The sequence below is a fragment of the Novosphingobium sp. AP12 genome (assembly GCF_000281975.1).
Classification (GTDB): Bacteria; Pseudomonadota; Alphaproteobacteria; order Sphingomonadales; family Sphingomonadaceae; genus Novosphingobium.
In genome coordinates this window covers 15,199-39,948 of record NZ_AKKE01000123.1, presented here as the reverse complement: position 1 = coordinate 39,948, position 24,750 = coordinate 15,199, and the positions used below count along the sequence as shown (strand labels likewise).

Annotated in this window: 27 protein-coding genes and 1 other annotated feature; of the genes, 16 read left to right on the top strand and 11 right to left on the bottom strand. The window is 68.2% G+C overall.

Translation table 11 applies throughout. The annotated features are described in order from the left end of the window. The 10 genes from PMI02_RS17180 to tatC all read left to right on the top strand — a co-directional run. The coding region (locus PMI02_RS17180) for an aldehyde dehydrogenase (RefSeq protein WP_007685150.1) at nt 1-414 on the top strand (414 nt) is incomplete at its 5' end. 5 nt (nt 415-419) lie between these two features. After that, complete coding sequence (locus tag PMI02_RS17175) at nt 420-1,202, top strand: carboxymuconolactone decarboxylase family protein (RefSeq protein ID WP_007685148.1); 783 nt, start codon at nt 420-422, stop codon at nt 1,200-1,202. Between the two features lie 13 nt (nt 1,203-1,215). Then, the gene (locus PMI02_RS17170) at nt 1,216-1,971 is read left to right on the top strand and encodes an SDR family NAD(P)-dependent oxidoreductase (RefSeq protein WP_007685146.1); all 756 of its coding nucleotides are present in this window, start codon (nt 1,216-1,218) and stop codon (nt 1,969-1,971) included. A gap of 22 nt (nt 1,972-1,993) precedes the next feature. Then, nucleotides 1,994-2,779 carry an SDR family oxidoreductase gene (locus tag PMI02_RS17165; RefSeq protein WP_007685145.1) on the top strand — a complete coding sequence of 262 codons (786 nt, stop codon included), beginning with the start codon at nt 1,994-1,996 and terminating at the stop codon, nt 2,777-2,779. Nucleotides 2,780-2,882: 103 nt separating this feature from the next. Continuing rightward, nucleotides 2,883-3,893, top strand: a complete 1,011-nt coding sequence (nagZ, locus tag PMI02_RS17160) for a beta-N-acetylhexosaminidase (RefSeq protein ID WP_007685142.1) — start codon at nt 2,883-2,885, stop codon at nt 3,891-3,893. 2 nt (nt 3,894-3,895) lie between these two features. Next, nucleotides 3,896-4,693, top strand: a complete 798-nt coding sequence (locus PMI02_RS17155) for a ScpA family protein (RefSeq protein WP_007685141.1) — start codon at nt 3,896-3,898, stop codon at nt 4,691-4,693. Further along, nucleotides 4,690-5,322 carry an SMC-Scp complex subunit ScpB gene (scpB, locus tag PMI02_RS17150; protein WP_007685139.1) on the top strand — a complete coding sequence of 211 codons (633 nt, stop codon included), beginning with the start codon at nt 4,690-4,692 and terminating at the stop codon, nt 5,320-5,322. Before PMI02_RS17155 ends, scpB begins: the two co-directional genes overlap by 4 nt. A 109-nt stretch (nt 5,323-5,431) precedes the next feature. Continuing rightward, the gene (locus PMI02_RS17145; protein WP_007685137.1) at nt 5,432-5,707 is read left to right on the top strand and encodes a twin-arginine translocase TatA/TatE family subunit; all 276 of its coding nucleotides are present in this window, start codon (nt 5,432-5,434) and stop codon (nt 5,705-5,707) included. Nucleotides 5,708-5,727: 20 nt separating this feature from the next. Then, nucleotides 5,728-6,111 (top strand): Sec-independent protein translocase protein TatB, encoded by a 384-nt coding sequence (gene tatB / locus PMI02_RS17140; RefSeq protein WP_007685134.1) that lies wholly within the window; start codon nt 5,728-5,730, stop codon nt 6,109-6,111. A gap of 10 nt (nt 6,112-6,121) precedes the next feature. Next, nucleotides 6,122-6,961 carry a twin-arginine translocase subunit TatC gene (gene tatC, locus PMI02_RS17135; protein ID WP_007685132.1) on the top strand — a complete coding sequence of 280 codons (840 nt, stop codon included), beginning with the start codon at nt 6,122-6,124 and terminating at the stop codon, nt 6,959-6,961. Nucleotides 6,962-7,116: 155 nt separating this feature from the next. Here the strand turns inward: tatC and PMI02_RS17130 are convergent, their stop codons facing one another. Both PMI02_RS17130 and PMI02_RS17125 read right to left on the bottom strand, forming a co-directional pair. Beyond that, nucleotides 7,117-8,853, bottom strand: a complete 1,737-nt coding sequence (locus tag PMI02_RS17130; protein WP_007685130.1) for an amidohydrolase — start codon at nt 8,851-8,853, stop codon at nt 7,117-7,119. Then, on the bottom strand, nt 8,850-9,758 hold the full coding sequence (locus tag PMI02_RS17125; RefSeq protein ID WP_036504304.1) for an NAD(P)-dependent oxidoreductase: 909 nt from the start codon (nt 9,756-9,758) through the stop codon (nt 8,850-8,852). Before PMI02_RS17125 ends, PMI02_RS17130 begins: the two co-directional genes overlap by 4 nt. A gap of 103 nt (nt 9,759-9,861) precedes the next feature. On the opposite strand from PMI02_RS17125, the gene PMI02_RS17120 reads away from it, so the two are divergent. From PMI02_RS17120 to PMI02_RS17110, 3 genes are all read left to right on the top strand, one after another. Further along, entirely contained in the window at nt 9,862-11,121 is a 1,260-nt protein-coding gene (locus PMI02_RS17120; RefSeq protein WP_007685126.1) for a threonine ammonia-lyase, read from the top strand. Between the two features lie 231 nt (nt 11,122-11,352). Further along, nucleotides 11,353-12,189 carry an arginyltransferase gene (locus PMI02_RS17115; RefSeq protein WP_007685124.1) on the top strand — a complete coding sequence of 279 codons (837 nt, stop codon included), beginning with the start codon at nt 11,353-11,355 and terminating at the stop codon, nt 12,187-12,189. A gap of 61 nt (nt 12,190-12,250) precedes the next feature. Then, nucleotides 12,251-12,306: a sequence feature (sul1 is cis-regulatory element that is thought to sense ions involved in sulfur or methionine metabolism; They are found in Alphaproteobacteria), on the top strand. 62 nt (nt 12,307-12,368) lie between these two features. After that, nucleotides 12,369-13,859, top strand: a complete 1,491-nt coding sequence (locus PMI02_RS17110) for a SulP family inorganic anion transporter (protein WP_007685122.1) — start codon at nt 12,369-12,371, stop codon at nt 13,857-13,859. Between the two features lie 7 nt (nt 13,860-13,866). On the opposite strand, the gene PMI02_RS17105 is transcribed toward PMI02_RS17110, so the two are convergent. From PMI02_RS17105 to PMI02_RS17075, 7 genes are all read right to left on the bottom strand, one after another. After that, nucleotides 13,867-14,262 (bottom strand): DUF1801 domain-containing protein, encoded by a 396-nt coding sequence (locus tag PMI02_RS17105; protein ID WP_007685120.1) that lies wholly within the window; start codon nt 14,260-14,262, stop codon nt 13,867-13,869. After that, nucleotides 14,259-14,840, bottom strand: coding sequence for a lysozyme (locus PMI02_RS17100; protein WP_007685119.1), 582 nt, complete (start codon nt 14,838-14,840; stop codon nt 14,259-14,261). The genes PMI02_RS17105 and PMI02_RS17100 overlap by 4 nt, the downstream gene beginning before the upstream one ends. Before the next feature lie 157 nt (nt 14,841-14,997). Then, nucleotides 14,998-16,407 (bottom strand): type I glutamate--ammonia ligase, encoded by a 1,410-nt coding sequence (gene glnA / locus PMI02_RS17095; RefSeq protein ID WP_007685117.1) that lies wholly within the window; start codon nt 16,405-16,407, stop codon nt 14,998-15,000. Nucleotides 16,408-16,612: 205 nt separating this feature from the next. Beyond that, nucleotides 16,613-16,951, bottom strand: coding sequence for a P-II family nitrogen regulator (locus PMI02_RS17090; RefSeq protein WP_007685114.1), 339 nt, complete (start codon nt 16,949-16,951; stop codon nt 16,613-16,615). A 284-nt stretch (nt 16,952-17,235) separates the two neighbouring features. Continuing rightward, nucleotides 17,236-18,159 carry an N-acetyl-gamma-glutamyl-phosphate reductase gene (gene argC / locus PMI02_RS17085; protein ID WP_007685111.1) on the bottom strand — a complete coding sequence of 308 codons (924 nt, stop codon included), beginning with the start codon at nt 18,157-18,159 and terminating at the stop codon, nt 17,236-17,238. After that, entirely contained in the window at nt 18,159-18,467 is a 309-nt protein-coding gene (locus PMI02_RS17080; protein ID WP_007685108.1) for a hypothetical protein, read from the bottom strand. The genes argC and PMI02_RS17080 overlap by 1 nt, the downstream gene beginning before the upstream one ends. A gap of 107 nt (nt 18,468-18,574) precedes the next feature. Next, the gene (locus PMI02_RS17075) at nt 18,575-19,957 is read right to left on the bottom strand and encodes a M17 family metallopeptidase (RefSeq protein WP_007685107.1); all 1,383 of its coding nucleotides are present in this window, start codon (nt 19,955-19,957) and stop codon (nt 18,575-18,577) included. A 49-nt stretch (nt 19,958-20,006) separates the two neighbouring features. Between PMI02_RS17075 and PMI02_RS17070 the strand changes: the two genes are divergently transcribed. The 3 genes from PMI02_RS17070 to PMI02_RS17060 all read left to right on the top strand — a co-directional run bounded on the left by PMI02_RS17070 (nt 20,007) and on the right by PMI02_RS17060 (nt 22,838). Further along, entirely contained in the window at nt 20,007-20,822 is an 816-nt protein-coding gene (locus PMI02_RS17070; protein WP_007685103.1) for a DUF4163 domain-containing protein, read from the top strand. A gap of 37 nt (nt 20,823-20,859) precedes the next feature. After that, complete coding sequence (gene map / locus PMI02_RS17065) at nt 20,860-21,693, top strand: type I methionyl aminopeptidase (protein WP_007685102.1); 834 nt, start codon at nt 20,860-20,862, stop codon at nt 21,691-21,693. Between the two features lie 98 nt (nt 21,694-21,791). Continuing rightward, nucleotides 21,792-22,838: a hypothetical protein gene (locus PMI02_RS17060; protein WP_007685101.1), complete on the top strand. Its 1,047-nt coding sequence runs from the start codon at nt 21,792-21,794 to the stop codon at nt 22,836-22,838. Between the two features lie 25 nt (nt 22,839-22,863). On the opposite strand, the gene PMI02_RS17055 is transcribed toward PMI02_RS17060, so the two are convergent. After that, a complete protein-coding gene (locus tag PMI02_RS17055) occupies nt 22,864-24,120 on the bottom strand; it encodes an adenosylmethionine--8-amino-7-oxononanoate transaminase (protein ID WP_007685100.1) in 1,257 nt (418 codons plus the stop codon). Then, nucleotides 24,117-24,749, bottom strand: coding sequence for a dethiobiotin synthase (gene bioD, locus PMI02_RS17050; protein ID WP_007685099.1), 633 nt, complete (start codon nt 24,747-24,749; stop codon nt 24,117-24,119). Before bioD ends, PMI02_RS17055 begins: the two co-directional genes overlap by 4 nt. Between the last annotated feature and the right edge of the window lies 1 nt (nt 24,750).

The following is a 24,750-nucleotide window of genomic DNA, read 5'->3' as shown; positions in this document are numbered from 1 at the left end:
CCCCGCCTCGTCTGCGGCGGCGAGCGGCTCGGAGGCGATCATGCCTCAGGCTTCTTCCTGCCGATCACCGTGCTCGCCGACGTTTCCCCGCAGAGCAATATCGCCCGCAACGAGGTGTTCGGCCCGGTCCTCGTCGTCACCCCCTTCGACAGCGAGGAGGAGGCCGTCGCGCTTGCCAACGACACCGATTACGGGCTCGGCGCCTATGTCCACACCACCAATCTCGCCCGCGCGCACCGCGTCGCCGGGCAGATGATGGCCGGGCAGGTGCAGGTCAACGGCTCGGGCGAGGCGATGACGCCCTGCGTGCCGTTCGGCGGCATGAAGCATTCCGGACACGGCCGCCTCGGCGGGATCGAGGCGCTGCGCGAGTTCCAGCAGGTGCGCAACGTCTGGGTCAACCTGCAGGACTGATGGCCATGACCCTGATCGACCCCCAGACCCGCATCGCCGCCGGCCTCGCCGCCGAGGCCACGGCCACCGGCCGCCCCCCGCGCGAGCCGGCAACCCTGTTCGAGCAGTCCTGGCGCGATTTCGTCTGGGCCGAGGTCTGGACGCGTCCCGGCCTCCCACCGCGCCCGCGCCACATCGTCGCCATCGCCAGCGCGGCGACCTGCGGGCTGGAGGAAAGCCAGCTCGACGACTTCGTGCGCGGCGCTTTGGTGAACGGACACCTGACCCTCGCCGAACTGCGCGAGGCGGCGCTGCACCTTGCCGTCTATGCGGGCTGGGGTAACGGAGGCAAGCTCGACCGCGCGGTCACGCGCGTGGCGACCGAGCTAGGCCTGCCGCCCGCAGAGGTTCCTCCGCTCGCGCCCGAGCCATGGGACCCGCAGGTCCGCAACGACCGTGGCCACGCCGCCTTCGCCAGAGTCATGACCTTCCCGCCCGGCCCGCCCAATTCGCCGTACCTGCAGGGCATCAACAACTTCGTCTTCGGCGAGATGTGGTGGCGTCCGGGCCTCGACGAGCCCTCGCGCCGCTGGATCACGCTGGTGGGCGTGTGCGAATCGGCGGCCGAAATCCCCATTCGCAGCCACGTCCACGCCGCCATGGCGAGCGGCAACTGCACGGGCGCGCAGATGCTCGAATTCGTCCTGCAATACGGCACCCACGCCGGCTGGCCCAAGGCCTCGCGCATTAACGGCGTGGTGATCGAGATGATCGACAAGGTGGCCAAGGGCCTGCCGTGGCACGCTTGAGGAGGATGGCATCATGAACACCGACATGACCGGCAAGGTCGCCCTCGTCACCGGCGCCGCCTCGGGGCTGGGGCGGGCGAGCGCCCTGAAGCTCGCCGAGGCGGGCGCCGACCTCTGGCTCGTCGACGTGAATGCCGAAGCGCTGGCCGAGACCGCCGAACTGCTGGCGAAAAGCGGCCGGGCCGTCGCCACGCAGGTCGCCGACCTGTCGGACCCGGCGGCCTGCGCGGGCGTCGTACCCGAGGCGGTGCAGCGGTTCGGCCGGCTCGACGCGCTGTGCAACGTGGCGGGGCTGATCTACCTCGCCAATACGCCCGACATGCCGCTCGAGCAGTACCGCCGCACGATGGCGGTCAACCTCGACGCGCCGTTCATCCTTTCGCAGGGCGCGATCCCGCACCTGCTCGAGACGGACGGTGCCATCGTCAACGTCGCCTCCTGCGCGTCGTACATCGGCGAGGCCTATGCGGCCGCCTACTGCTCCAGCAAGTGGGGCATCCTGGGCATGACCAAGGCGATGGCGATGGAATTCCAGAAGTCCCCCATCCGCATCAACGCGGTGGCGCCCGGCGGCATGATCACCAACATCGCCATCAACTTCCGCCCGCCCGAGAACTGCGACTTCGACCTGCTCAAGCGCTACTCGGGCCTGCGCGGGCAGGTCGAGGTGGACGACGTGGCCGACATGGTCCTGCTGCTAGCCTCCGAGGCCGGGCGCGGGTTCCACGGCGCCTGCATCAACATCGACAAGGGTATCACGGCGGGCTGAGCCGCCGTCAGGGAGAGTTCCAATGACCTTCACGCTCGATCAGTTCCGCCTCGACGGCAAGGTGGCGGTGGTGACCGGCGCCGGCGGGCGCGGCAATTCCATCGGCCGGGCCTATGCGCTGGGCCTCGCCGGGGCAGGCGCCAGCGTCGTCGTGGCGGACCTCAATCTCGAGGGCGCTAAGGCGGTGGCGGAGGAGATCGTTGCCGCGGGCGGCAAGGCCGTGGCGGTCGAGGTGAACGTCGCCGACGAAGCCTCCACCCTCGCCATGGGCCGGGCGGCTGCCGAGGCGTTCGGCGGGGTCGACATCCTCGTCAACAATGCCGCGCTGATGGTCGATATCAGCTACGACAACTGCGAGACGGTCAGCCTGGAGGCGTGGAACCGCGCATTCTCGGTGAACCTCAACGGCGCGCTGCTTTGCGCCCGCGCGGTCATCCCCTCGATGCGCGCGCGCGGAGGCGGGCGGATCGTCAACCAGACCAGCGGCGGCGCGTTTCCGGCGATCGGCCTCTACGGCATCTCCAAGCTGGCACTCGTCGGGCTGACCACCACGCTCGCGAAGCAGCTCGGCAAGGACGGCATCACCTGCAACGCCATCGCGCCGGGCAACGTCACTTCGGACGCGGGCAAGCTGCTGGTGCCGGACGATTCGCCGTTCATCAAGTTCCTCGAGATGACCTGCGCCACCAAGCCGCGCGGCGAGCCGGACGAGCTGGTCGGCGCGCTGATGCTGCTGTGCTCTCCGGCGGGGCAGTGGATCACCGGGCAGACCGTGCATGTCGACGGCGGCTGGGTGATGCGGCCGTAATCCGCGTCGTCCCCGGTCGAGCGGGGGGACGGCGGTGAAGCATCCACACCCCGCTGCCGCCGCTTCCTTGCGAAACGCCCTCGTTTCTGCGACCAAATCCGGCATGACACCGGCGATCTTCGGCCTTTCCGGCCTGACCCTCACCGACGACGAACGCGCCTTCTTCCGCGATGCCGATCCGGCGGGCTACGTGCTGTTCGGCCGCAATGCGCAAAGCCGCGAGCAGCTGCGCGCGCTCACCGACGAACTGCGCGCCATCCATGGGCGCGAGCAGTTGTTCGTTTGCGTCGACCAGGAAGGCGGCCGCGTCGCCCGGATGAAGCCGCCGGCCTGGCCCAAGTATCCGCCCGGAGAGGCGTTCGACCGGCTCTACGACCTCGCCCCCGCCAGCGCCATCGAGGCGGCGCGGGCCAACGCCCATGCGCTCGGACTGGACCTCGCCGAAGCGGGCGTGACGGTCGACCTGCACCCGATGCTCGACGTGCGCCAGCCCGGCGCCCACGACGTCGTCGGCGACCGTGCGCTGGGCTCGGAGCCGATGCGCGTCGCCGCGCTGGGCCGCGCGATCCTCGACGGTTTCGCGCGCGCCGGGGTTGCGGGCTGCATCAAGCACATGCCCGGCCATGGCCGCGCCCTGGCCGACAGCCACAAGGAACTGCCCACCGTCACCGCCTCGGCGGAGGAACTGGAACTGGACCTCGCGCCGTTCCGCGCGCTGGCCTCCGCCCCGATCGGCATGACCGCGCACGTCCGCTACACCGCCTGGGACGACGAGAACCCGGCCACGCTCTCGCCTTACGTGGTGAACGAGGTCATCCGCCGGAACATCGGCTTCGACGGCCTGCTGATGAGCGACGACCTCGACATGGAGGCGCTGTCCGGCTCGGTCCCGGAGCGCGCGGCGCGTGCGATCGCGGCGGGCTGCGATCTCGCGCTCAACTGCTGGGCGAAGATGGACGACATGGTCGGCATCGCGAACCTGCTGCCGGTAATGGGCGATGCGGCCGCCGCCCGCCTCGACCGCGCGCTGGCGACGGTCGGAGGCGCGGCGACCGGCGACCACGCCCAGCTCATCGCCCAGCGCGACGCCCTGCTAGCACTGCGGACCGCCTGACCGTGGCAGACGCGCCCGACCTTTTCGACGGCGACTGGGACGGCGAGGACCGGACCGGGGGGCAGGACGACAAGCTCTACCTTGAGATCGACGGCTGGGAAGGCCCGCTCGACCTGCTGCTCGACCTCGCGCGGCGGCAGAAGGTGGACCTGCGCGGCATCTCGATCCTCGAACTGGTCGATGCCTACCTCACCTACATCGAGCAGGCCGAGGCGCTGCGGCTGGAACTGGCGGCGGACTATCTGGTGATGGCCGCCTGGCTCGCCTACCTCAAGTCCGCGCTGCTGCTGCCGCGGGGCGAGGCTGAGGACCCGAGCCCCGAGGAACTGGCGCTGCGCCTGCAGATGCGGCTCCAGCGGCTCGGCGCCATGCGCGAGGCGGCGGCGCGGCTGATGGGGCGCGACCGGCTGGGCCGCGACGTCTTCGTGCGCGGCGCGCCGGAGGGACTGCGCGTCGATCGCAAGTCGCTCTGGCAGTGCAACTGGTTCGACCTCGTGCGCGCCTACGGCGACGTGAAGATCCGCTCCGAGCCGGTCGTCCACATGGTGCGCGAGCGCATGGTCATGACGCTCGACAGCGCTATCCAGCGCGTCGCCTCGATGCTGGGCGTCGCGATCGACTGGATGGACCTGCGCGAATTCCTGCCGCCCGCGCACGACACCTGGGCCGACCCGCGCCTGCGCCGTTCCGCGCTCGCCTCCAGCTTCGTCGCCGCGCTGGAACTGGCGCGCACCGGGCGGGCGGAGATCGCGCAGGACGAGACGTTCGGGCCGCTCAGGCTGCGGGCGATGAAGCCGTGAGCGACCTCGAAATCACACCTCCCGACGACCTCGTCCGCGCGGTGGAGGCCACCCTGTTCGCCGCCGAGGAACCGCTGAGCGCCGAACAGCTCGCCCTCCACCTCGGCTTCGGGGACAAGGGCGCGGTGCAGGTCCGTCCCGCGCTGGCCGAACTGAAGGGCCACTACGAAGGCCGGGGCGTGCAGCTCGTAGAGCGCGGCGGGCGCTGGCATTTCGAGACCGCGCCCGACCTCGCCCACCTGCTCCGCCGCGAGAAGGAGGAGCTGCGCCGCCTCAGCCGCGCCGCGACCGAAGTGCTGGCGATCGTCGCCTACCACGAACCCGTCAGCCGCGCCGAGATCGAGGCGATTCGCGGGGTACAGACGGCCAAGGGCACGCTCGACGTGCTGCTGGAGGCCGGCTGGGTGCGCGTCGCCGGCCGGCGCGAGGTGCCGGGGCGCCCGGTGATCTACGCGACGACGGCGGTTTTCCTCGACCACTTCGGGCTCGCCTCGCTTCGTGAACTGCCCGGAATCGACGAACTGCGCGCGGCGGGCTTGCTCGATCCGGTCGACGAGGACATGATCGAGGCGGTTCTCGGACCGCCGAAAACCGGCAGGCCGGACACGGCGGAAGCCGATCCTGACTGAGCCGTGACGGGCGAAAGACAGAACCATGACAGGCTTTCAACTTGGCGGCAAAGCGCCTAGATGGGCCCGATGACGGTCGGAATCGGCCGTGGCTTTTGGAGTTGAGGTTATGGGTAGCTTCTCGATCTGGCACTGGATGATCGTTCTCGTGATCGTGCTCGTGCTGTTCGGACGCGGCCGCGTGTCGGAAATCATGGGTGACTTCGGCAAGGGCATCAAGAGCTTCAAGGAAGGCATGAACGAGGAGGAGGCCAAGAAGGCCGCCGCCGCGACCACGCCGACCCCGACCCCTGCGCAGATCGCCTCGCAGCAGGTCGAGCCGGCCCCGACCGTGGCGCCTGCTCCGGTGGCGACGCCGGTCGAAACCAAGAACGAGCAGGTCTGAGCGAGCGGGACTGACGCACGATGTTCGACGTCGGCGCATCCGAACTCCTGATGATCGTCATCGTGGCGGTCGTCGTCATCGGCCCCAAGGACATGCCGATGGCGCTGCGCACGGCTGGCCGCTGGATTGGCAAGATGCGCAAGGTTTCCAACCACTTCCGGTCCGGTCTCGACGCCATGGTGCGCGAAGCCGAGCTGGAGGACATGGAGCGCAAGTGGCGCGAGCAGAACGAGGCGATCATGAAGGCCAGCCCGCAGCTGCCCTCCATGCACCCCACCGCCGAGGACATGCAGGCGCCCTCTAGTTCTCCGGTCGCCGCCGAACCCGTTCCGCAGGGCGACAAGGCCGAAGACTACACCGAAACCCGGCAGGCCGAGCTGCACCTGCCGCCTCCACCGCCTTGAGGCCCCCGCCATGCAGCCGTTCCGCATAGCCGACATCGACGATTCGCAGGCTCCGCTGATGGAGCACCTGATCGAACTGCGCGGGCGCCTGCTGCGCGCGTTCCTCGCCTTCGCGGTGGCCTTCGCGGTGTGCTTCTACTTCTCGGGCGACATCTTCTCGTTCCTGGTCCGGCCCCTGACCGCCGCGTTCCCGCCCGGCGAAGGCAAGCTGATCTACACCAAGCTCTACGAGGCGTTCTTCGTCGAAGTGAAGATCGCGATGTTCGCGGCCTTCTTCGTCAGCTTCCCGGTGATCGCCAACCAGATCTGGGCCTTCATCGCGCCGGGCCTCTACGCCAAGGAAAAGAAGGCGTTCCTGCCCTTCCTCGTGGCGACCCCGGTGCTGTTCACGATGGGCGCGGCGCTCGCCTACTACGTGGTGATGCCGACCGCGTTCCACTTCTTCCTCAGCTTCGAGGGCCAGAAGGGCGGCCTCAAGCTCGAGGCGCTGCCCGGCACCGGCGACTATCTCGGGCTGGTGATGCAGTTCATCCTGGCCTTCGGGATCAGCTTCCTGCTGCCGGTCCTGCTGATGCTGCTCAACCGCGCCGGCATCGTCACCCGCGCGCAATGCGTGGCGGCGCGCCGCTATGCGATCGTCGGCATCTTCATCATCGCCGCCGTGGCCACCCCGCCCGACGTGATCTCGCAGCTGCTGCTGGCGATCCCGCTGCTCATGCTGTTCGAGGGCACGCTGCTGCTGATGTGGTTCACCGAACGCCGCGACGCCAAGGAGCGCGCGGCCGAGGAGAAGGCGATCGAGAAGGAAGCCGAAGCCGCCGGCAAAGCGGTGGCGGACGTGCTGCCTTAGGAAAGCAACGTCGTCCCGGACCTGATCCGGGATCGCGGGCCGCCCAGGCAACCGTTTCCTCTACTGAAAAACCCCTCATTCGTTCGACACGAACGGATGTGGGGCGGGGTAGACCTCGGTGCACGCCCGCGGTCCCTGGCTGAGCGGGCCCCGCTTTACCGCGCGCCCTTCTCGCGCCGAACCCCGGCCTTGCCGCCGTCCTGCGCCGCAGACCACGCCAGTTTGCCGCCGATCCAGGTTTCCAGCACGCGCGTCGCGCGAAGCTGCTCGGGCGTGGCGGTCATCGGGTCGTTGTCGACGAACAGGAAGTCGGCGCGGTAGCCCTTGGCGATGCGGCCGAGGCGGCTTTCCGCGAACAGCGAGTACGCCGCGCCGGTGGTGTAGGCGGCCAGAGCGGCCTCGCGGGTAAGCGTTTCCTGCGGCTGCCAGCCGCCTGCGGGCTGCCCGTCCGCGCCCTGCCGGGTGATCGCCACGGCGAGCCCTTCGAAGGGATGCGCAGGCTCGACCGGGGTGTCCGACCCGAAGGCGAGCGTCGCCCCGGCGGCCGAGATCGACTTCCACGCATAGGCCCCCGCCAGCCGCGCGGTGCCCAGCCGCGCCTCGGCCATCAGGCGGTCGGAGGCTTCGTGCTGCGGCTGCATCGAGGCGATCACACCGTTGCGGCCGAAACGCGGGATGTCGGCCGGATCGACGATCTGGGCATGCTCGATCCGCCAGCGCCGGTCGCCCTTGTAGGTGGCCGACAGTTCCTCGATCGAATCGAGCACGGTGGCGTTGGCCTCGTCGCCGATGGCGTGGACGGCGACCTGGAAGTTGTCCATCGCCGCCCGGCTCATCAGGTTGCCGAGCTGCGTCTGGTTCATCTGCGGCAGGCCCTTCGCCTTGGCATCGTCCGCATAAGGTGCCTTGAGCCACGCCCCGCGCGAACCCAATGCGCCGTCGAGGTAGAGCTTGACCCCGTTCATCTTGAGCCGGTCGTCGTAGAGCCAGGGCGTCGGCCCGGGCCCGCCGATCAGGGTCATGGCGTCGATGCCGGCGGCGTAGGACACCACGCGCACGCGCAGAGCGCCGGTATCGGCGGCGCGGCGGAAGGTCTGCCAGTCCTCGATCGTGGAACCCATGTCGGCCACGGTGGTCACGCCCGAGGCGAGGAACGCCAGCTGCGCCTCGCCCAGCGCGGTGTCGCGGTCCTCGGGACGCACACGGGGGAGCTTTGCCTCCACCAGCCGGGTCGCGGCATCCACGAACACGCCCGCAGGCGCTTTCGAGCCGCCCACGCGCAGGATCTGGCCGCCCGCCGGGTCGGCGGTAGCGGCGGTGATCCCGGCGGCCGAGAGCGCGGCGGAGTTGGCCCAGCCGGCATGGCCGTCGACGCGGGTGAGCCAGGCGGGCTTGCCGCCGGTCACTTCGTCGAGTTCGGCGGCGGTGGGCATGCGATCCAGCCCCCCCCCGCTTTTGAACCAGTCCGCCTGGTTCCAGCCGCTGCCCAGGATCCACGGCGCGTCGGGGTGCGCGGCGGCCCATGCAGCCACGCGCGAAAGCGCCTCATCCAGCGTCCTTACGGTGGAGAGGTCCAGTGTCATCTTCGCGAAGCCGGTGCCCATGACGTGTGCGTGGGCGTCGATCAGGCCGGGCATGACCACGCGGCCCTTGCCGTCGACCTGGTAGTCGACCTTCTTCGGCCGCTTCTCGCCCTTGTGGAACACCTGGAGGACGTGGCCGTCGGGGCTGATGAGGAAGCCTTCGAAATGCTCGACGCCGCCCCGGCCGTCAGGGGTCACACCTTCGACGTTGTCGACGAGGACGTCGGCGTGGGCCACGGACGCAGGGAAGGGCGCCGTCATCGCGGTCCCGGCGAGCAGCGCGGCGGCTGCCCCGATCGAATGCTTCACTTCTTGCCCTTCTTCGGGAGCCGCTTGATGATGGCGCTGGTGTCGAGCCGGCCGCCGCCCTGGGCCTGGATGTCCGAGAAGAACTGGTCGACCAGCGCCGCCACCGGCAGCGATACGCCGAGCCCGCGTCCTTCCTCCAGGCTGAGGCCAAGGTCTTTGCGCATCCAGTCGATCGCGAGGCCGAAGTCGAACTCGTCCGCGTCCATCGAGGTCCAGCGGTTGTCCATCTGCCACGACTGCGCGGCGCCGCCCGAGATCGCCTCGTAGACCTTGCCCATGTCGAGGTGAGAGGCCTGCGCGAAGCGCACCGCCTCGGCCAGCGCGGCGACGTTGCCCGCGATGCATATCTGGTTCGCCATCTTGGCGATCTGGCCCGAGCCGGGCTTGCCGACGTGGACGATGCGGCTGGAATAGGCCTCCATGATCGGGCGCGCGGCCTCGATCGCATCGTCGCGCCCGCCGCACATCAGAGTGAGCGTGCCGTTCTCCGCGCCGATCTGCGAGCCGGTCATCGGCGCGTCGACGCAGTGGATCTTGAGGTCGCGGGCCTCGACCGAGATCTGCCGCGCGATGCGCGCCGAGACCGTGGTATGGTCGATGAAGGTGCCGCCCTTCTTGAGCATGCGGAACACGCCGTTGGGACCCAGCACGACGTCGGCAAGGTCGTCGTCGTTGCCCACGCAGGTGATCACCACGTCGGCGTCCTGCGCCGCATGAGCCGGGTTCGCGGCGATGCGGTGGGCGAGGCCGGGGTTGTCCTCGTTCCATTTGCGCGCACGTTCGGGCGTGCGGTTGTAGATCGTCAGTTCGTGGCCGGCCTCGCCGATGTGCCGCGCGATCGCGCCGCCCATCGTGCCGAGACCGATCATGGACACCTTGCGGCGTTGTATCGTGCTTTCGCTCATGAGCGCGTTCTAGCGCGTTTTGGCCAAAAGCAAACCGTGGAGGTACGTGCAACGGGCCCGACTCCGCTTTCAATTCGTCGCGGTTTCCTTTAGTCGCGGCCCCATGGACCAAACTCTGCTCAACACCGCTCCCGGGGCCGCCACCGGCGACGCCCCGCTGACCGCAGCCGACGTTCGCGCGGCGGCGGAGCGAATTTCGGGCAAGGTCGTGCGTACGCCGACCGAGTACAGCGCCACGCTGAGCGCGATCACCGGCGCCGACATCTACCTCAAGTTCGAGAACCTGCAGTTCACCGCCGCCTACAAGGAGCGCGGCGCGCTCAACGCGCTCCTCCAGTTGCCGGAGGACCGCAAGGCGCGCGGCGTCATCGCCGCCTCGGCCGGCAACCACGCGCAGGGCCTGAGCTATCACGGCACGCGGCTTGGCGTTCCCGTCACGATCGTGATGCCCAAGACGACGCCGACCGTGAAGATCATGCAGACCGAGAGCGTGGGCGGCAAGGTCGTGCTCGAGGGCGAGAGCTTCGACGAGGCGAATGCCCACGCGCGCAAGCTCGAGACCGAGCTGGGCCTGACCTTCGTCCATCCCTTCGACGACCCCCACGTCGCCGCCGGGCAGGGCACCGTCGCGCTCGAGATGCTCGAGGACGTGCCGGATATCGACACGCTGGTGCTGCCGGTGGGCGGCGGCGGCTTGTCCTCTGGCATGGGCACCGTGGCGCGCGACATGAACCCGGCGATCCGCCTGGTCGGCGTCGAGGCGCAGCTTTATCCGTCCATGTACAACCTGCTCAAGGGCACCAACCTGCCGATCGGCGGCGACACGCTCGCCGAGGGCATCGCCGTGATCCAGCCGGGGCTGTTCACGTCCAAGGTCCTGCGCAACCTGCTCGACGAGTTCCTGCTGGTGAGCGAACCGGCGATCGAGAGCGCGCTGTGCCTGCTCCTGCAGATCGAGAAGACGCTGGTGGAGGGCGCCGGCGCTACCGGCCTCGCCGCAGTGCTGGGCAACCGCGAGCTGTTCGTCGGCCGCAAGGTCGGCATGGTGCTTTCGGGCGGCAACATCGACACGCGCCTGCTCGCCAACGTGCTGCTGCGCGACCTTGCGCGCTCTGGCCGCCTCGCGCGGCTGCGCATCGGCCTCCAGGACCGCGCCGGCGCCCTGTTCAAGGTCGCCAAGGTGTTCCACGAGCACAACGTGAACATCATCGAGGTCTTCCACCAGCGCATCTTCACGCACCTTCCCGCCAAGGGCCTCGTCACCGAGATCGAGTGCGAGGCGCGCGACAAGCAGCAGCTCGAGACCCTCGTTTCCGCCTTGCGCCGCGAGGGTTACGAAGTGAAGCTGGTCGAGACCGAGTAGACAGGTCCCTCGATTAGGTCTTGCGCGGGACAGGCGGTTACGTAAGGTTCCGCTTATTCGGCGCCCCGTACCGGGACAGTCGCGCGCCGTTGCCACCGGTACGGCGCGATTTCGCTGCAGGCCGATCGGTTCCTGTGGTTAAAAGACTCGCAACACGCTGTCGCACTATGCATATTTCGGGAAAGGGGCGGACGCAGCGCCGGCCACCATGCAAGAGGAAGACCTAGTTCGGTGACGGCTCCGGTTCGATTTCCCCGCTTCTTCGTGACGAGCCCGGCGCCGTGTCCGTATCTTCCGGGCCGCAGCGAACGCAAGGTATTCACCGAGCTGAAGGGCCCCCACGCCGATTCGCTGAACGACGCGCTGGGCCGCATCGGCTTCCGCCGTAGCCAGACCGTCGCCTACCGCCCCTCCTGCATCGACTGCAACGCCTGCGTGTCGGTGCGCGTGGTCACCGGCGAATTCGTGCCTTCGGGGACGCAGAAGCGCACGATGAAAGCGCACGGGGACCTCGTCGCCACCGTCTGCCGGCCCTGGTCCACAAGCGAGCAGTTCGACCTGCTCCAGCGCTACCTTTCGGTCCGCCATCCCGAAGGCGGGATGACCACCATGGACGAAGTCGATTTCGCCGACATGGTGGAGCACACGCCGGTCACCAGCTACGTCGTCGAATACCGTGAACCCTCGGCGGACGGCGTCAAGCCCGGCCGCCTCGTCGGCGCCTGCCTCACCGATCGCCAGTGCGATGGGCTGTCGATGATCTACTCCTTCTACGACCCGCACCACGAAGGTCGGCAGGGTCTGGGCAACTACATCATCCTCGATCACATCCGCCGCGCGAACGAGATGGGCCTCGCCTACGTCTACCTCGGCTACTGGGTCGAAGGTTCGCCGCGCATGCAGTACAAGGTGCGCTACCGGCCGATGGAAAAGCTCGGCCGCGCCGGGTGGGAGCGTATCGACCCCGCAGACCAGGACCGCCTGATCGCCGCCGCCGTCTCGAACCCCCGCAGCCGCGACGACGCGGCCGGGCCCAAGGACGGCATGGCCGCGATCTCGAAGGGCTGAGCGGAACGGCACGAGTTTTCTTGCCCAGGCGAGGTATCCTCCGCTAACACCGCCGCACTCGCAAGGACCCGGTGCAATTCCGGGTGGCTATTCCGGCCGCCGATCCGCCGGACAACATCACACATCATCCGATCCCGGCGCCTATTTCTGCGCCCAGTGTGCCTTGTTGTGGAAACTCCATGTCCCATTCGCTTACCCGCTACCGCCGGGAGTGGTTCACCGATGGCGCGTCCGCGCGCCGTGACGTGCTCGCCGGTATCGTCGTCGCGCTCGCGCTGATCCCGGAGGCGATCGGCTTTTCGATCATTGCCGGGGTGGACCCGCGCGTCGGCCTCTATGCCTCCGTCGCCATCGCCGTGGTCATCGCCCTGATCGGCGGGCGTCCCGGCATGATCTCGGCCGCCACTGCCTCCGTCGCGGTGCTGGTGACGCCGCTGGTGCGCGAGCACGGCGTCGAATACCTCTTCGCCGCGACGATCCTGATGGGCGTGGTCCAGGGGATCGCCGGGCTGCTGCGGCTGGACCTGCTGATGCAGTTCGTCTCGCGCTCGGTCATCACCGGCTTCGTCAACGCGCTCGCCATCCTGATCTTCATGGCGCAGTTGCCGCAGCTTACCGGAGTGGGCTGGGAGACTTACGCGATGATCGCGGGCGGCCTCGCCGTCATCTACCTGTTCCCGCGCGTCACGAAGGCCGTGCCCTCGCCGCTGGTGGCGATCCTGCTGCTGACCGCGATCAGCATCGGCCTTGGCCTCCCCGTCCACACCGTCGGCGACATGGGCAAGCTGCCCGAAGGCCTGCCCAGCTTCGCGCTGCCGCAGGTGCCGCTGACGCTCGATACCCTGCGGATCATCCTCCCTTATTCGCTGACGATGGCGGCGGTCGGCCTGCTCGAATCGATGCTGACCGCGCAGATCGTCGACGACATGACCGACACCGACAGCGACAAGAAGCGTGAGTGCATGGGGCAGGGCGGCGCCAACGTGGTTTCCGCGCTGCTCGGCGGCATGGGCGGCTGCGCGATGATCGGCCAGTCTGTCATCAACGTGACCTCGGGCGGGCGCGGCCGGCTCTCGACTTTCGTCGGCGGCGCGTTCCTGCTGTTCCTGCTGGCGGTTCTTGGTCCCTACGTGGGCCGGGTGCCGATGCCGGCGCTGGTGGCGGTGATGATCATGGTCTCGATCGGCACCTTCAGCTGGAGTTCGATTTCCAACCTGCGCCGCCATCCGCCGACCTCATCGGTGGTCATGCTGGTGACGGTGGTGGTGGTCGTCGCCACGCAGGACCTGTCGCTGGGAGTGCTATCGGGCGTGCTGCTCTCGGGGATCTTCTTCGCCGGCAAGGTGCAGCGCATGTTCGCGGTGGAGGGCGAAGTGACGGGCGAGGGCGCGACCTACCGTGTCTCGGGCCAGATATTCTTCGCCTCGGTCGACCGCTTCACCCGTGCCTTCCAGGGCGAGGCGGAGGCGCACCGCGTCATCATCGACGTCTCGAAGGCGCACTTCTGGGACATTTCCGCCGTTGGCGCGCTCGACAAGGTCGTCGAGCGCCTGCGCCGCGAGGGCCGCACCGTCGAGGTCATCGGCTACAACGAAGCCAGCGCCCAGATCGTCGACCGCTTCGCCCTCCACGACAAGACCGGCGTCGAGATCGGCGCGGCGCCGCACTGACGCAACGTCAGCGCTTCTTCTTCGCCGTGTTGAGAGCAGCAGCTTCCTGGCACAGCACCTTGAGCGCCGCCTCGTCGATCGCATCGCCTTCGTGGAGGTCGATCGCGCGGCGGACGTTGCCTTCGAGGCTGGCGTTGAACAGTCCTGTCGGATCGGCGAGCGCGGCGCCCTTGGCGAAAGTCAGCTTGACTGCGGCCTTGTAGGTCTCGCCGGTGCAGACGATGCCGCCGCCGTGATACCATGTCGGCACGCCGCGCCACTTCCACTCCTCGACCACGTCCGGGAGCGCCTCGTGGATGAGCGCGCGCACTTTCGCCAGCGTCTCGCCGCGCCAGTCGCCCAGACTTGCGATGCGCTCGTCGATGAGCCGGGATGGAGTTTTTGGGTCCTCAACCTGTGTCATGGTGTCCCGTAAAGCTGCGCCTCGTCGGCCCGGCGTGATTTCAGGCCGTTCATCGGCTTTCCGTCGTTGAAGATCCACTTGCCGAACTCGGCCTGCGCGGCGGCAAAAAGGCCCTGCCGGTGCAGCTTGCCAAGCGTGGCGGAGCGAATCCTGCCGGTATTGTAGTGAAACGACACCAGCGCGTCGAACTGGTTCTGGCTGGTAGCGGCCGTGCCCAGAAAGTCGGCGACCTCTCTGACGTAAGCCACGATATCCGCCTCGAAGCGCTCGTCGCACTGCGCCTGCGTCCAGATGGTGCCTTTCCGGAGATCTGGGCCGGTAGAGCCCCAGCCGATGGTCCAGGGGTTGCCATCGGCGCTGCCGGGGTCGGGATAGGCGGCGAAACTGCCGTCGGCCTGGCGTCTGGCGCAGCCCTCCCACTTCTTGATGAGCGCGGCGCCGGCGGGGCCCAGCGATCGCGCGGCGGGCGCGGCCCCGGCGGCAAGGTCCATCGCCTGGTCGAGCGTGGCGACTTCGGCTTGTGTGAAACCCCGGTCCAGCATCCGGCGGACGGCGTCGAAGATCGGCTTCCTGTTCATGGCCTTGCTCCTTGAGGAAAGCTGGAACGATAATGCGACAAAGCTATGTAGGAAACCGATATGGTTACACCGTTTCGCCGTCCATGAGAAAGGGCGCCCGGATTGCTCCGGACGCCCCTCTCGGCGAACTGGTCGCCAGTCTCTTACCCGCGAGGGATCAGAGGCTGTAGTACATGTCGAACTCGACGGCCGACGGCGTGGTTTCCCAGCGCAGCACTTCGGGCCACTTGAGTTCGAGGTAGGCTTCGATCTGGTCCTCGGTGAACACGCCGCCTTCGAGAAGGAAGGCGTGGTCGGCCTGGAGGCTGTCCAGAGCTTCACGCAGCGAACCGCAGACGGTCGGCACTTCGGCGAGTTCGGCCGGGGGCAGATCGTACAGGTTCTTGTCCATCGCTTCGCCCGGATGGATCTTGTTCTTGATGCCGTCGAGGCCGGCCATCAGGAGCGATGCGTAGCAGAGGTACGGGTTGGCCATCGCGTCGGGGAAGCGGAATTCGACGCGCTTCGCCTTGGTGCCGGCACCGTAGGGGATGCGGCACGAGGCCGAACGGTTGCGGGCCGAGTAGGCCAGCAGAACCGGGGCTTCGTAACCCGGGACCAGGCGCTTGTAGCTGTTGGTGGTCGGGTTGGTGAAGGCGTTGAGGGCCTTGGCGTGCTTGATGACGCCGCCGATGAAGTACAGGCAGTTCTCGGACAGGCCGGCGTAGCCGTTGCCCGCGAAGGTGTTGTTGCCGTCGTTCCAGATCGAGATATGCGTGTGCATACCCGAACCGTTGTCCTTCATGATCGGCTTGGGCATGAACGTAGCGGTCTTGCCGTAGGCCTGTGCGACCATCCACACGACGTACTTGTAGATCTGCATGCGGTCGGCGGTGGTGACCAGCGTGCCGTAAGTCAGACCCAGCTCATGCTGGGCAGCGGCCACTTCGTGGTGGTGCTTGTCGCAGGGCAGGCCCATTTCGATCATGGTCGAGACCATCTCGGCGCGGATGTCGGTGGCCGAATCGACCGGAGCGACGGGGAAGTAGCCGCCCTTGGCGCGCGGGCGGTGGCCCAGGTTGCCGGTGTCGTACGACTTGTCGGTGTTGCCCGGCAGTTCGATGTCGTCGATCTTGAAGCCGTTGCCGTCGTAGCCGTCGTAGAACTTCACGTCGTCGAACATGAAGAACTCGGCCTCGGGGCCGACGAACACGGTGTCGCCGAAGCCGGCCGACTTGACGAACGATTCGGCGCGCTTGGCGCACGAGCGCGGGTCGCGGGCGTACAGTTCACCGGTCGAAGGCTCGACGATGTCGCAGAACAGGATCAGCATCGGGGTGGCCGAGAACGGATCGACGTAGACGGCGTCGAGGTCGGGCTTGAGGATCATGTCCGACTCGTTGATGGCCTTCCAGCCCTCGATCGACGAACCGTCGAACATGAGGCCGTCTTCCAGCTCATCTTCGCCCAGGACCGTCGAAACCATGGTCAGGTGCTGCCACTTGCCCTTGGGGTCGGTGAAACGGAGATCGACCCACTCGATCTCTTCGTCCTTGATCCTCTTCAGGACGTCCTTTGCAGTTGCCATGGTCTTGGTTCTCCAGTGTTACTCTTCCGATCCCGAAAGAGGATAGGGGTGGATTGGGAACTCGGGACATGTGCCGGCCCCCCAGCCGGTTTGTCCCCCAGTCCGGCATGAGCCGGAAAATTACACCCGGCGTGAGCCGGAAAACTAAACCCGGCATGAGCCGGAAGATGCGCCCAGCCGGAGCCGGAAATCAGGTGCGGTGCGCTTAGAGTGCGTCGTCGTCCCGCTCGCCGGTGCGGATGCGCACGGCGGTTTCGACGGGAACGACGAAGATCTTGCCGTCGCCGATGCGGCCGGTCTGCGCAGCGTCGGCGATCGCTTCGACCACGCGGTCGGCGAGCGCGTCGGGAACGACGACCTCGAGCTTAACCTTGGGCAGGAAATCGACGACGTATTCGGCGCCGCGATAGAGTTCGGTGTGTCCCTTCTGGCGCCCGAAGCCTTTGGCTTCGGTGACGGTGATGCCCGAGACTCCCACTTCGTGAAGCGCTTCCTTCACTTCGTCGAGCTTGAACGGCTTGATGATGGCTTCGATCTTCTTCACGCCTGCCTGGACCCCTGCACTTGCACCCGGACTGTCTTGTAGGAGGAACCGGTCCGGGAACCAGATGCCTCGCGCGCGAATCCCATCAAGAATCGTGCCAATGCGGCGGGGTCAGTGGTAGGCCAAGTGTGCAACCGCGAAAAGACCGCATTTGCACCATTTACTCCGTCAACTGACCCACTGTGGCAATGCCGCACCCCTTGGTGGGCCAAGTTCTGTTCAAGTTTCAGGCACGACGTGCCCGTAAATTGTGCAGTGCGGGTGTTGAAGCCCGCCGCGCTGGGTCAGAGCCGGAGTCCCGCCGTCTCGTCGAGGCCAGCCATGATGTTGAGGTTCTGCACCGCAGCGCCGCTGGCACCCTTGCCGAGGTTGTCGAGCATGGCGACCAGGCGGGCCTGTTTGCCGTCCTTCGCGCCCAGCACGCGCAGGATCAGGCTGTCGACCGGGGGCATCGAGCCGCGCAGCAGCAGTTCGTCGGGCTGGTCGTCCACGACCTTCACCACCGGGCTGCCGGCGTAGAACTCGGTAAGCGCGGCGCGCAGGCTTTCGGGCGAGCCGGCAGACGGCATCATCGAGAGGTGCAGCGGCACTTCGACCAGCATGCCGCGGTGCGCGGGCACCACGGCGGGCGCGAAGATCGGCTCGTGGGCCAAGCCGGCGTGGGCCTGCATTTCCGGCACATGCTTGTGGCCCAGCGCGAGGCCGTAGGCGCGAAAGGCGATGTCGGTGTCGGCCTCGAAACGGGCGATCAGCGCCTTGCCGCCGCCCGAATAGCCCGAGACGGCGTGGCAGACGTAGGGCCAGTCGGCCGGCAGCAGCCCAGCGCGCACGAGCGGCGCGACGAGGGCGATGAAGCCGGTGGGATAGCAGCCCGGATTGCTGACGCGCATGGCGGAGGCGACCGCGTCGCGGCCGGTGACTTCGGGGAAGCCGTAGGCCCAGCCCGGCGCGGTGCGGTAGGCGGACGAGGCGTCGATCACCCGGGTGCGATCGTTGGCGATCATGCCCACGGCGGCCTTGGCAGCGTCGTCCGGCAGGCACAGGATCACGAAATCGGCGTCGTTCAGAGCCTCGGCGCGGGCGGCGTCGTCCTTGCGGCGCTCGTCGCTGAGGGTCACGAGGTCGAATTCGGGGCGGCCGGCGAGCCGCTGGGCGATCTCGAGGCCGGTGGTGCCGGCGGCGCCGTCGATGAAGACGCTGCGGGTCATCAGGCCTGGGCCTCAAGCTGGCCGAGCGCGACATAGCCCACCGGGCCATCCTCGCCGAGCTGCCCCCACGCCCACTTGCCGGAAATGTCGAGCACGTTGAAGGTCGCGGCGGAGGGCAGGTCCATCACGACCTCGCCGTCAGCGCGCCCGGTCGCGCGCAGCACTGCGTTCGCGATCACCTTGCGCGGCATCGGCGCGGCGTAGTGGGGGACGAAGTAAAGCCCGGCGAGCTTGATGTGCGCCAGGTCGCCGCGAACCGGAAGGCAGCCGGGATCCGCGCGCACGCTCGGCCCGGTCATGGCAAGCATGCCTTCGGTCCGGGGAGGGCGGGTATACGAATCCACAGGTGCCAACGTCGGTGCGTCTCCAAAAGCAAAGATGGGCGCGCTTAGCCGGGTCATGGGCGCTTCGCAAGTTAGGTATAGCGCGCCCTGAGCATGTGCCATGCCGCGCGAAGGCCCAGCGCGTCGCCGCCCTTGGGGCGGCCGGGCTTGGCGGCGGGACGCCAGGCGAAGGTGTCGAAGTGCGCCCAGTCGAGGCCCTTGGGCACGAACCGGTCGAGGAACAGTGCCGCCGTGCTTGCCCCCGCAAACCCGCTGGAGCCGGCATTGTTGATGTCGGCGATGTCGGACTTGAGGTATTCGCGGTAACCCTCGTGCAGCGGCAGGCGCCAGCACGGGTCGTCGACCGCCTTGCCCGACGCCAACAGCGCCTCGGCCGTCGCGTCCTCGCGAGTGAACAGCGCGGGGAGGTCGGGGCCGACGGCGACGCGCGCGGCGCCGGTGAGGGTGGCGAAGTCGATGATCAGCTCGGGCTTGTCCTCACCCGCGCGGGTCAGCGCATCGCCCAGGATCAGACGGCCTTCGGCGTCGGTATTACCGATCTCGACCGAGATGCCGGCGCGGCTGCGCAGCACGTCGCCGGGGCGGAAGGCATTGCCGGCGATCGCGTTCTCGACCGCCGGGACCAGCACGTGCAGGCGCACGGGCAGGTTCGCGCCCATGACGAGGCGGGCAAGGGCCAGTGCATGGGCCGCGCCGCCCATGTCCTTTTTCATGAGCAGCATGCCCGAGCCCGGCTTGATGTCGAGCCCGCCCGAATCGAAGCACACGCCCTTGCCGACGATGGCGACGCGTGGGTGCTTGGGGTCGCCCCACTCAAGCTCGATCATGCGCGGGGCGTGAGAGCGGGCGGCGGCCCGGCCGACCGCGTGGACCATCGGGAACTCGCGCTCCAGCATGTCGCCGCGCGTCACGCGGATCTCGGCGCGGAAGGCCTTGTGCAGGTTCTCCGCCTCGGCCTCGAGCTGGGCGGGGCCCATGTCCTCGGCGGGCGTGTTGACGAGGTCGCGCACCAGCATGACCGCATCGGCCTCTGCAGTGGCGGCGTCGATCCCCTTGGGCTCGCCGGTCAGCAGCACGCGGGGGCCTTCGTCCTCGGGATCGGAGAGGTAGCGATCGAAGCTGTACTGGCCGAGAATCCAGCCGAGCATCGCCGCACCCGGCTCTCCGCCGACGCGGCGGTAGGTGCCCGCCGGCAGCTTCTCCGCCAGCTTGGCCATGCACCAGCTCGTCAGCGAACCCGTGTTCGCAACCCCAAGCACTGCCGCCCAGCCGTCACCATCCGGGATCACGGCGTAGTCGCCAGCGGCGCCGGTGAATCGGTTCGCCTCGATCGCGGCGCGCTGGGGAACGCTCAGGCCCTTGACGAATTTCTCCAGTCCGTCCTTCTCGACGAGGTGGATGGAAACGGCCTTCTGGCCGCGATCGGGCTGGATCAATGCGTTCTTGTCGCTCATGCGCTGATTCTCTAGCCTTCCCGCTAACCCGAGTGCGAGAGGAATTTTGATGCGGTACGGCGGTTGGGTGGCGATCATGGCCCTGGCGGCGGCAGGTTGCAACGGTTGGGGCGGGCCCCAGCCGGGCGCTTCCGAGACGGCGAGCGAGGAAGCGGCGGCTCCCTCGGAAGCGCCTACCGAAACGCCGCCCGCTGCGATGGGGCGATCCGAGAAGGTCGAGAACGAAGCCTACACCTTCGCCTATTCCTATCCCGACCAGGCGGCGGCGATCCCCGGCCTTCGTGAAATGCTCGACCAGCGCCTCGATGCCGCCAAGACCGACGTCGATGCCTCCGCGCGGAGCGGCAAGGCGGACGCGGCGAAGGCCGGCTTCCCCTTCCACGCCTACGAACGGCAGGCCGAGTGGAAGGTGGTGACCGACCTGCCCGGCTGGCTCTCGCTCTCCTCCAAGCTCTACGAATTTTCGGGCGGCGCACACGGCATGACCAACTACGACGCGCTGTTGTGGGACCGCGAAGCCGACACCGCGCGCAAGCCCGGCGACCTTTTCGCCAGCCAGGACGCGCTTCGCGATGCGATCCAGGCGCCGTTCTGCGACATGCTCGACCAGCAGCGCTCGAAGAAGCGAGGGGAGCCGGTGCAGCGCAGCGGGCAGATGTTCACCGAATGCATCGACCCCACCGCGCAAACGGTGATCCTGGGCTCCACCAACCGCCGCACCTTCGACCGCATCGGCGTGCTGGTGGCCCCCTACGAGGCCGGGCCCTATGCCGAGGGCAGCTACGAGGTGACGGTGCCGGTGACCGCCAAGGTCATTGCCGCGCTGAAGCCGCAGTACCGCGCGGCGTTTTCCGTGAGGCCCTAGCCTCGCAATTTCCGGGCAGGCGTGCTATCTGGGACACATGACCGAATACCAGATCGTAGAGCCCGGCCAGGAGGAAGCCCTCCTGCGTGACGGCACCATCAAGCTGCACGGCCCCGAAGGCTTCGAAGGCATGCGCCGCGCCGGCCAGCTCGCCGCGCGCATCCTCGACGAGATCGCGCCGCTGGTGCAGCCCGGCGTCACCACCGCGTCGATCGACGACAAGGTGCGCGAACTCACGCTCGACGGCGGCGCCGTGCCCGCCACGCTGGGCTACCGGGGCTATGCGCATTCGTGCTGCATCTCGATCAACCATGTCGTCTGCCATGGCATCCCGTCCGAGAAGACCTTCAAGGACGGCGACATCGTCAACATCGACGTGACCCCGCTCTTGGACGGCTGGCACGGCGACACCAGCCGCATGTACCTCGTCGGCGACGTGCCGCTGAAGGCCCGCCGCCTCGTCGACGTGACCTACGAGTGCCTGATGATCGGCATCGCGGAGGCCAAGCCGGGCAACCGCGTGGGCGACATCGGCGCCGCCATCCAGGCTTATGCCGAAGCCAACCGCTACGGCGTGGTGCGCGAATTCTGCGGGCATGGCCTCGGCCGCCTGTTCCACGATGCCCCCGAGGTGGTCCACGCCGGCCGCCCCGGCACCGGGCCGCTGCTCAAGCCGGGCATGTTCATGACCATCGAGCCGATGATCAATCTCGGCAAGCCGCCGGTGAAGCTGCTGTCCGACGGCTGGACGGCAGTCACCCGCGACAAGTCGCTCTCGGCGCAGTTCGAGCACTCGATCGGCATCACCGAGGACGGCTGCGAGATCTTCACTACCAGCCCGACCGGCCGCGACAAGCCGCCTTACGTCTGAGCCCCGGCTCCGAATATCGCCGAGGCGCGCCGCTGGGGGCGTGACCTTGCCGCAGCGGCGTGACAGCCTCCCCTCTGTAATAAGAGGAGGGAAGTGCCATGGCGACCCAAGCGACCGACCTGTCGGGCGGCCTGCCCGAAACCCGTGAGTACGTCGTGGCCGAGCGGCCCGAGGACGGCATCCGCGACGCCGTGAACGTCTGGTTGGAGGAGGAAAACGGCCTCTTCGCCATGCGGGTCGGCGTCGAAGCCGTCGGCGCGCAGTGGGACCGCCACGAACTCTGGCTCGACATAGCCTTCGCCGATGGCCGCCTCTATTCGCGGCGCGGCGACGGGGAAACGCAGAGCGCCTACGGGGCTGACGGCAGGCCCACGGTGCGCGCCACCGGCCCGATCCGTTTCGATTGCGTCGAGCCGTTTCGCCGCTGGACCGTGACCTTCGAAGGCCCGGTCGCTATCACCAGCGCGCAGGAAATCCTCGAGAACCCCGACTTCGAGGAGAAGGAATGGGCCGCAATTTCCTTCGACATCGACATGCGCATGGCCGCGATCCCGTGGGAACCCGGCTCGATCCTGCCCGAAGCGGCCGAGGCGCTCGGCGGCAAGCAGGGCGACTACATGAGCCCGCGCTACGAGCAATTGTTCCGGGCCTCCGGCACCCTCACCGTCGACGGTGAGACGCAGGCTTTCAACGCCAATGGCCTGCGCATCCGCCGCACCGGTTTCCGCGCCTTCGCCGGGTTCTGGGGCCACTGCTGGCAGTCCGCCGTGTTCCCCAGCGGCCGGGCCTTCGGCTTCAACTCCTACCCCCCGCGCGAGGGTGAGCCGCCGAGCTATTCCGAAGGCTGGATCATCGAAGACGGCGTTCGCACGGGCGCGCGCCCGGTCGGCATCCCCTGGCTGCGCAAGCTGGTAACCGGCGGCGAGGACGTGTCCTGCGTGCTGGAAACAGTGGACGGCCGCCGCGTCGAGATCGGCGGGCTGACGTTCGCCAACACCCGCTCGCGCGGCGGCCACGTTCTCCCGCCCGACTGGCCCAAGGACTGGCCGATCGTCCAGCAGAGCCACGCCTTTTACACCTGGGACGGGGAGCGCACGACCGGGATGATCGAGCGCTCCAGCAAGCCCAGCGTCATGGAGTTGTGAGGGTAGGGGGCCTTGGAGCCTGCCCTCAGAACGAGATAACGGCCTCGCCTATGGCGTTCCACACGTCGTCGAGCTGGTCGTCGGTGATGCAATAGGGCGGCATCACGTAGACGGTGTTGCCGAGCGGGCGCAGCAGAACGTCCCGCTCGCGGAAGAAGGCCATGAGTTCGGGGGCGAGGCTGTCCATGTAGCCGCCGGACTCCAGCGTCCTGAGGTCCAGCGCGGCGATGGTGCCCAGCGTACGCGGGTTCTCGAAATGGCAGAAGCGACCGAGCTTCTCCAGCCAGGCGGACTGGCGCGCGGCGAGGTCGGTCACGCATTCCATCACCGGCTCCTCGCGCCAGATGGCGAGGTTGGCGGCCGCTGCCGCGCAGGCGATCGGGTTGGCGGTGTAGCTGGACGAGTGGAAGAACATCCGGGCCCGGTCGGTGGACCAGTGCGCCTCGAAGATCGGCTCGGTCGCCATGGTCACCGCCAGCGGCAGCGAGCCGCCGGTCAGGCCCTTGGAAAGACACAGAATATCGGGGACGATCCCGGCCTGCTCGCAGGCGAGCAGCGTGCCGGTGCGGCCCCAGCCGGTCATCACCTCGTCAGCGATGAACAGGACGCCGTGCGCCGCGCAGATTTCGCGCATCGCCTTCAGCGTTTCCCGCCCGTAGACGAGCATCCCACCGGCACCGAGGATCAGCGGTTCCACGATCAGCGCGGCGGTCTGGCCTTCGCGGCAGAGGGCTTCGAGGGCATCGAGCGTATCATGTTCGCGGCCTGCCGCCGGGAAGGGAATGCGGCCGACGTCGAACAGCAGCGGCTCGTAGGGGCGGTTGAACACGCCGCGCGCGCCCACCGACATCGCGCCGATGGTGTCGCCGTGGTAGGAATGCTCCATCACCACGATGCGGTGGCGGGCCTCTCCGCGAGCGTGCCAGTACCCGAGCGCCATCTTGAGCGCGACCTCGACGCTGGTGGAGCCCGAATCGGAGAAGAACACCCGCGTCAGTTCGGGCGGCATGATCGCGGTGAGCCCGGCGGCGACGGCCTCGGCAGGCTCGTGCGTCCAGCCGGCGAAGATGAGCTGGTCGAGCTTCTGCGCCTGCTCGGCCACGGCAGCCATGATGCGCGGGTGGCAATGGCCATGCGTGGTCACCCACCAGGACGAGACCGCGTCGATCACCGTGCGCCCGTCCGCCGTGTGCAGGAGCGCGCCTTCGGCATGGGTGACGAGCGGGATGGGCTCGCAGAGGCCGTGCTGGGTGAAGGGGTGCCAGATCGCCGAGCCGGTCATGCGAAGTCCTCCACCCGGAAGGCGGCGGCGAACGCGGCGCGCAGGTTTTCGGGCGTCAGCGGATCGAGCCGGGGCAGACGGCCGAGACGCCTTACGCCGGCCATGGCGCAGATCGTCGCCTCGCTGTCCTCGACGGGCTCGCCGACGAAGGCCACGCCCAGGATCGGCACGCCGCGCGCACGCAGCGCCTCGACCGAAAGCAGGGCGTGGTTGATCGTGCCGAGCTGGGTGCGGGCGACCAGTACGACCGGCGCGCCCCAGCGGGCGAACTGGTCGGCATAGGTTTCGCTGCGCGAGATCGGCACCAGCACGCCGCCCGCGCCCTCGACCACCAGCGGGCCATCGAGCTTCGGCAGCGCGAGCCGGGCGGGGTCGATCGCAACGCCGTCGATCTCGGCTGCGAGATGGGGCGAACAGGGCGTGGCGAGGCGGTAGGCCTCGTCCAGCACCTGCGCGCGCGGCAGGCCCGAGAGGTGCGCGACGCGCTGGGCATCGGTGCCTTCGTCCTCGATACCCGCCTGCACCGGCTTCCAGTAATGTGCGCCCAGCGCTCCAGCGAGGGCGGCGGCGAACACGGTCTTGCCGATGCCGGTGTCGGTGCCGGTGACGATGATCGGGCGTGTGGTCATG

Coding starts and splice junctions, on each gene's coding strand:
- bioD (WP_007685099.1), bottom strand. CDS start 24,749: ATGACCACACGCCCGATCATCGTCACCGGCACCGACACCGGCATCGGC.
- PMI02_RS17075 (WP_007685107.1), bottom strand. CDS start 19,957: ATGAGCGACAAGAACGCATTGATCCAGCCCGATCGCGGCCAGAAGGCC.
- map (WP_007685102.1), top strand. CDS start 20,860: ATGACCGAATACCAGATCGTAGAGCCCGGCCAGGAGGAAGCCCTCCTG.
- PMI02_RS17165 (WP_007685145.1), top strand. CDS start 1,994: ATGACCTTCACGCTCGATCAGTTCCGCCTCGACGGCAAGGTGGCGGTG.
- PMI02_RS17080 (WP_007685108.1), bottom strand. CDS start 18,467: ATGCTTGCCATGACCGGGCCGAGCGTGCGCGCGGATCCCGGCTGCCTT.
- PMI02_RS17120 (WP_007685126.1), top strand. CDS start 9,862: ATGGACCAAACTCTGCTCAACACCGCTCCCGGGGCCGCCACCGGCGAC.
- PMI02_RS17110 (WP_007685122.1), top strand. CDS start 12,369: ATGTCCCATTCGCTTACCCGCTACCGCCGGGAGTGGTTCACCGATGGC.
- nagZ (WP_007685142.1), top strand. CDS start 2,883: ATGACACCGGCGATCTTCGGCCTTTCCGGCCTGACCCTCACCGACGAC.
- PMI02_RS17145 (WP_007685137.1), top strand. CDS start 5,432: ATGGGTAGCTTCTCGATCTGGCACTGGATGATCGTTCTCGTGATCGTG.
- PMI02_RS17055 (WP_007685100.1), bottom strand. CDS start 24,120: ATGACCGGCTCGGCGATCTGGCACCCCTTCACCCAGCACGGCCTCTGC.
- tatC (WP_007685132.1), top strand. CDS start 6,122: ATGCAGCCGTTCCGCATAGCCGACATCGACGATTCGCAGGCTCCGCTG.
- PMI02_RS17170 (WP_007685146.1), top strand. CDS start 1,216: ATGAACACCGACATGACCGGCAAGGTCGCCCTCGTCACCGGCGCCGCC.
- tatB (WP_007685134.1), top strand. CDS start 5,728: ATGTTCGACGTCGGCGCATCCGAACTCCTGATGATCGTCATCGTGGCG.
- argC (WP_007685111.1), bottom strand. CDS start 18,159: ATGACCCGCAGCGTCTTCATCGACGGCGCCGCCGGCACCACCGGCCTC.
- PMI02_RS17060 (WP_007685101.1), top strand. CDS start 21,792: ATGGCGACCCAAGCGACCGACCTGTCGGGCGGCCTGCCCGAAACCCGT.
- PMI02_RS17125 (WP_036504304.1), bottom strand. CDS start 9,758: ATGAGCGAAAGCACGATACAACGCCGCAAGGTGTCCATGATCGGTCTC.
- PMI02_RS17100 (WP_007685119.1), bottom strand. CDS start 14,840: ATGAACAGGAAGCCGATCTTCGACGCCGTCCGCCGGATGCTGGACCGG.
- glnA (WP_007685117.1), bottom strand. CDS start 16,407: ATGGCAACTGCAAAGGACGTCCTGAAGAGGATCAAGGACGAAGAGATC.
- PMI02_RS17175 (WP_007685148.1), top strand. CDS start 420: ATGACCCTGATCGACCCCCAGACCCGCATCGCCGCCGGCCTCGCCGCC.
- PMI02_RS17105 (WP_007685120.1), bottom strand. CDS start 14,262: ATGACACAGGTTGAGGACCCAAAAACTCCATCCCGGCTCATCGACGAG.
- PMI02_RS17070 (WP_007685103.1), top strand. CDS start 20,007: ATGCGGTACGGCGGTTGGGTGGCGATCATGGCCCTGGCGGCGGCAGGT.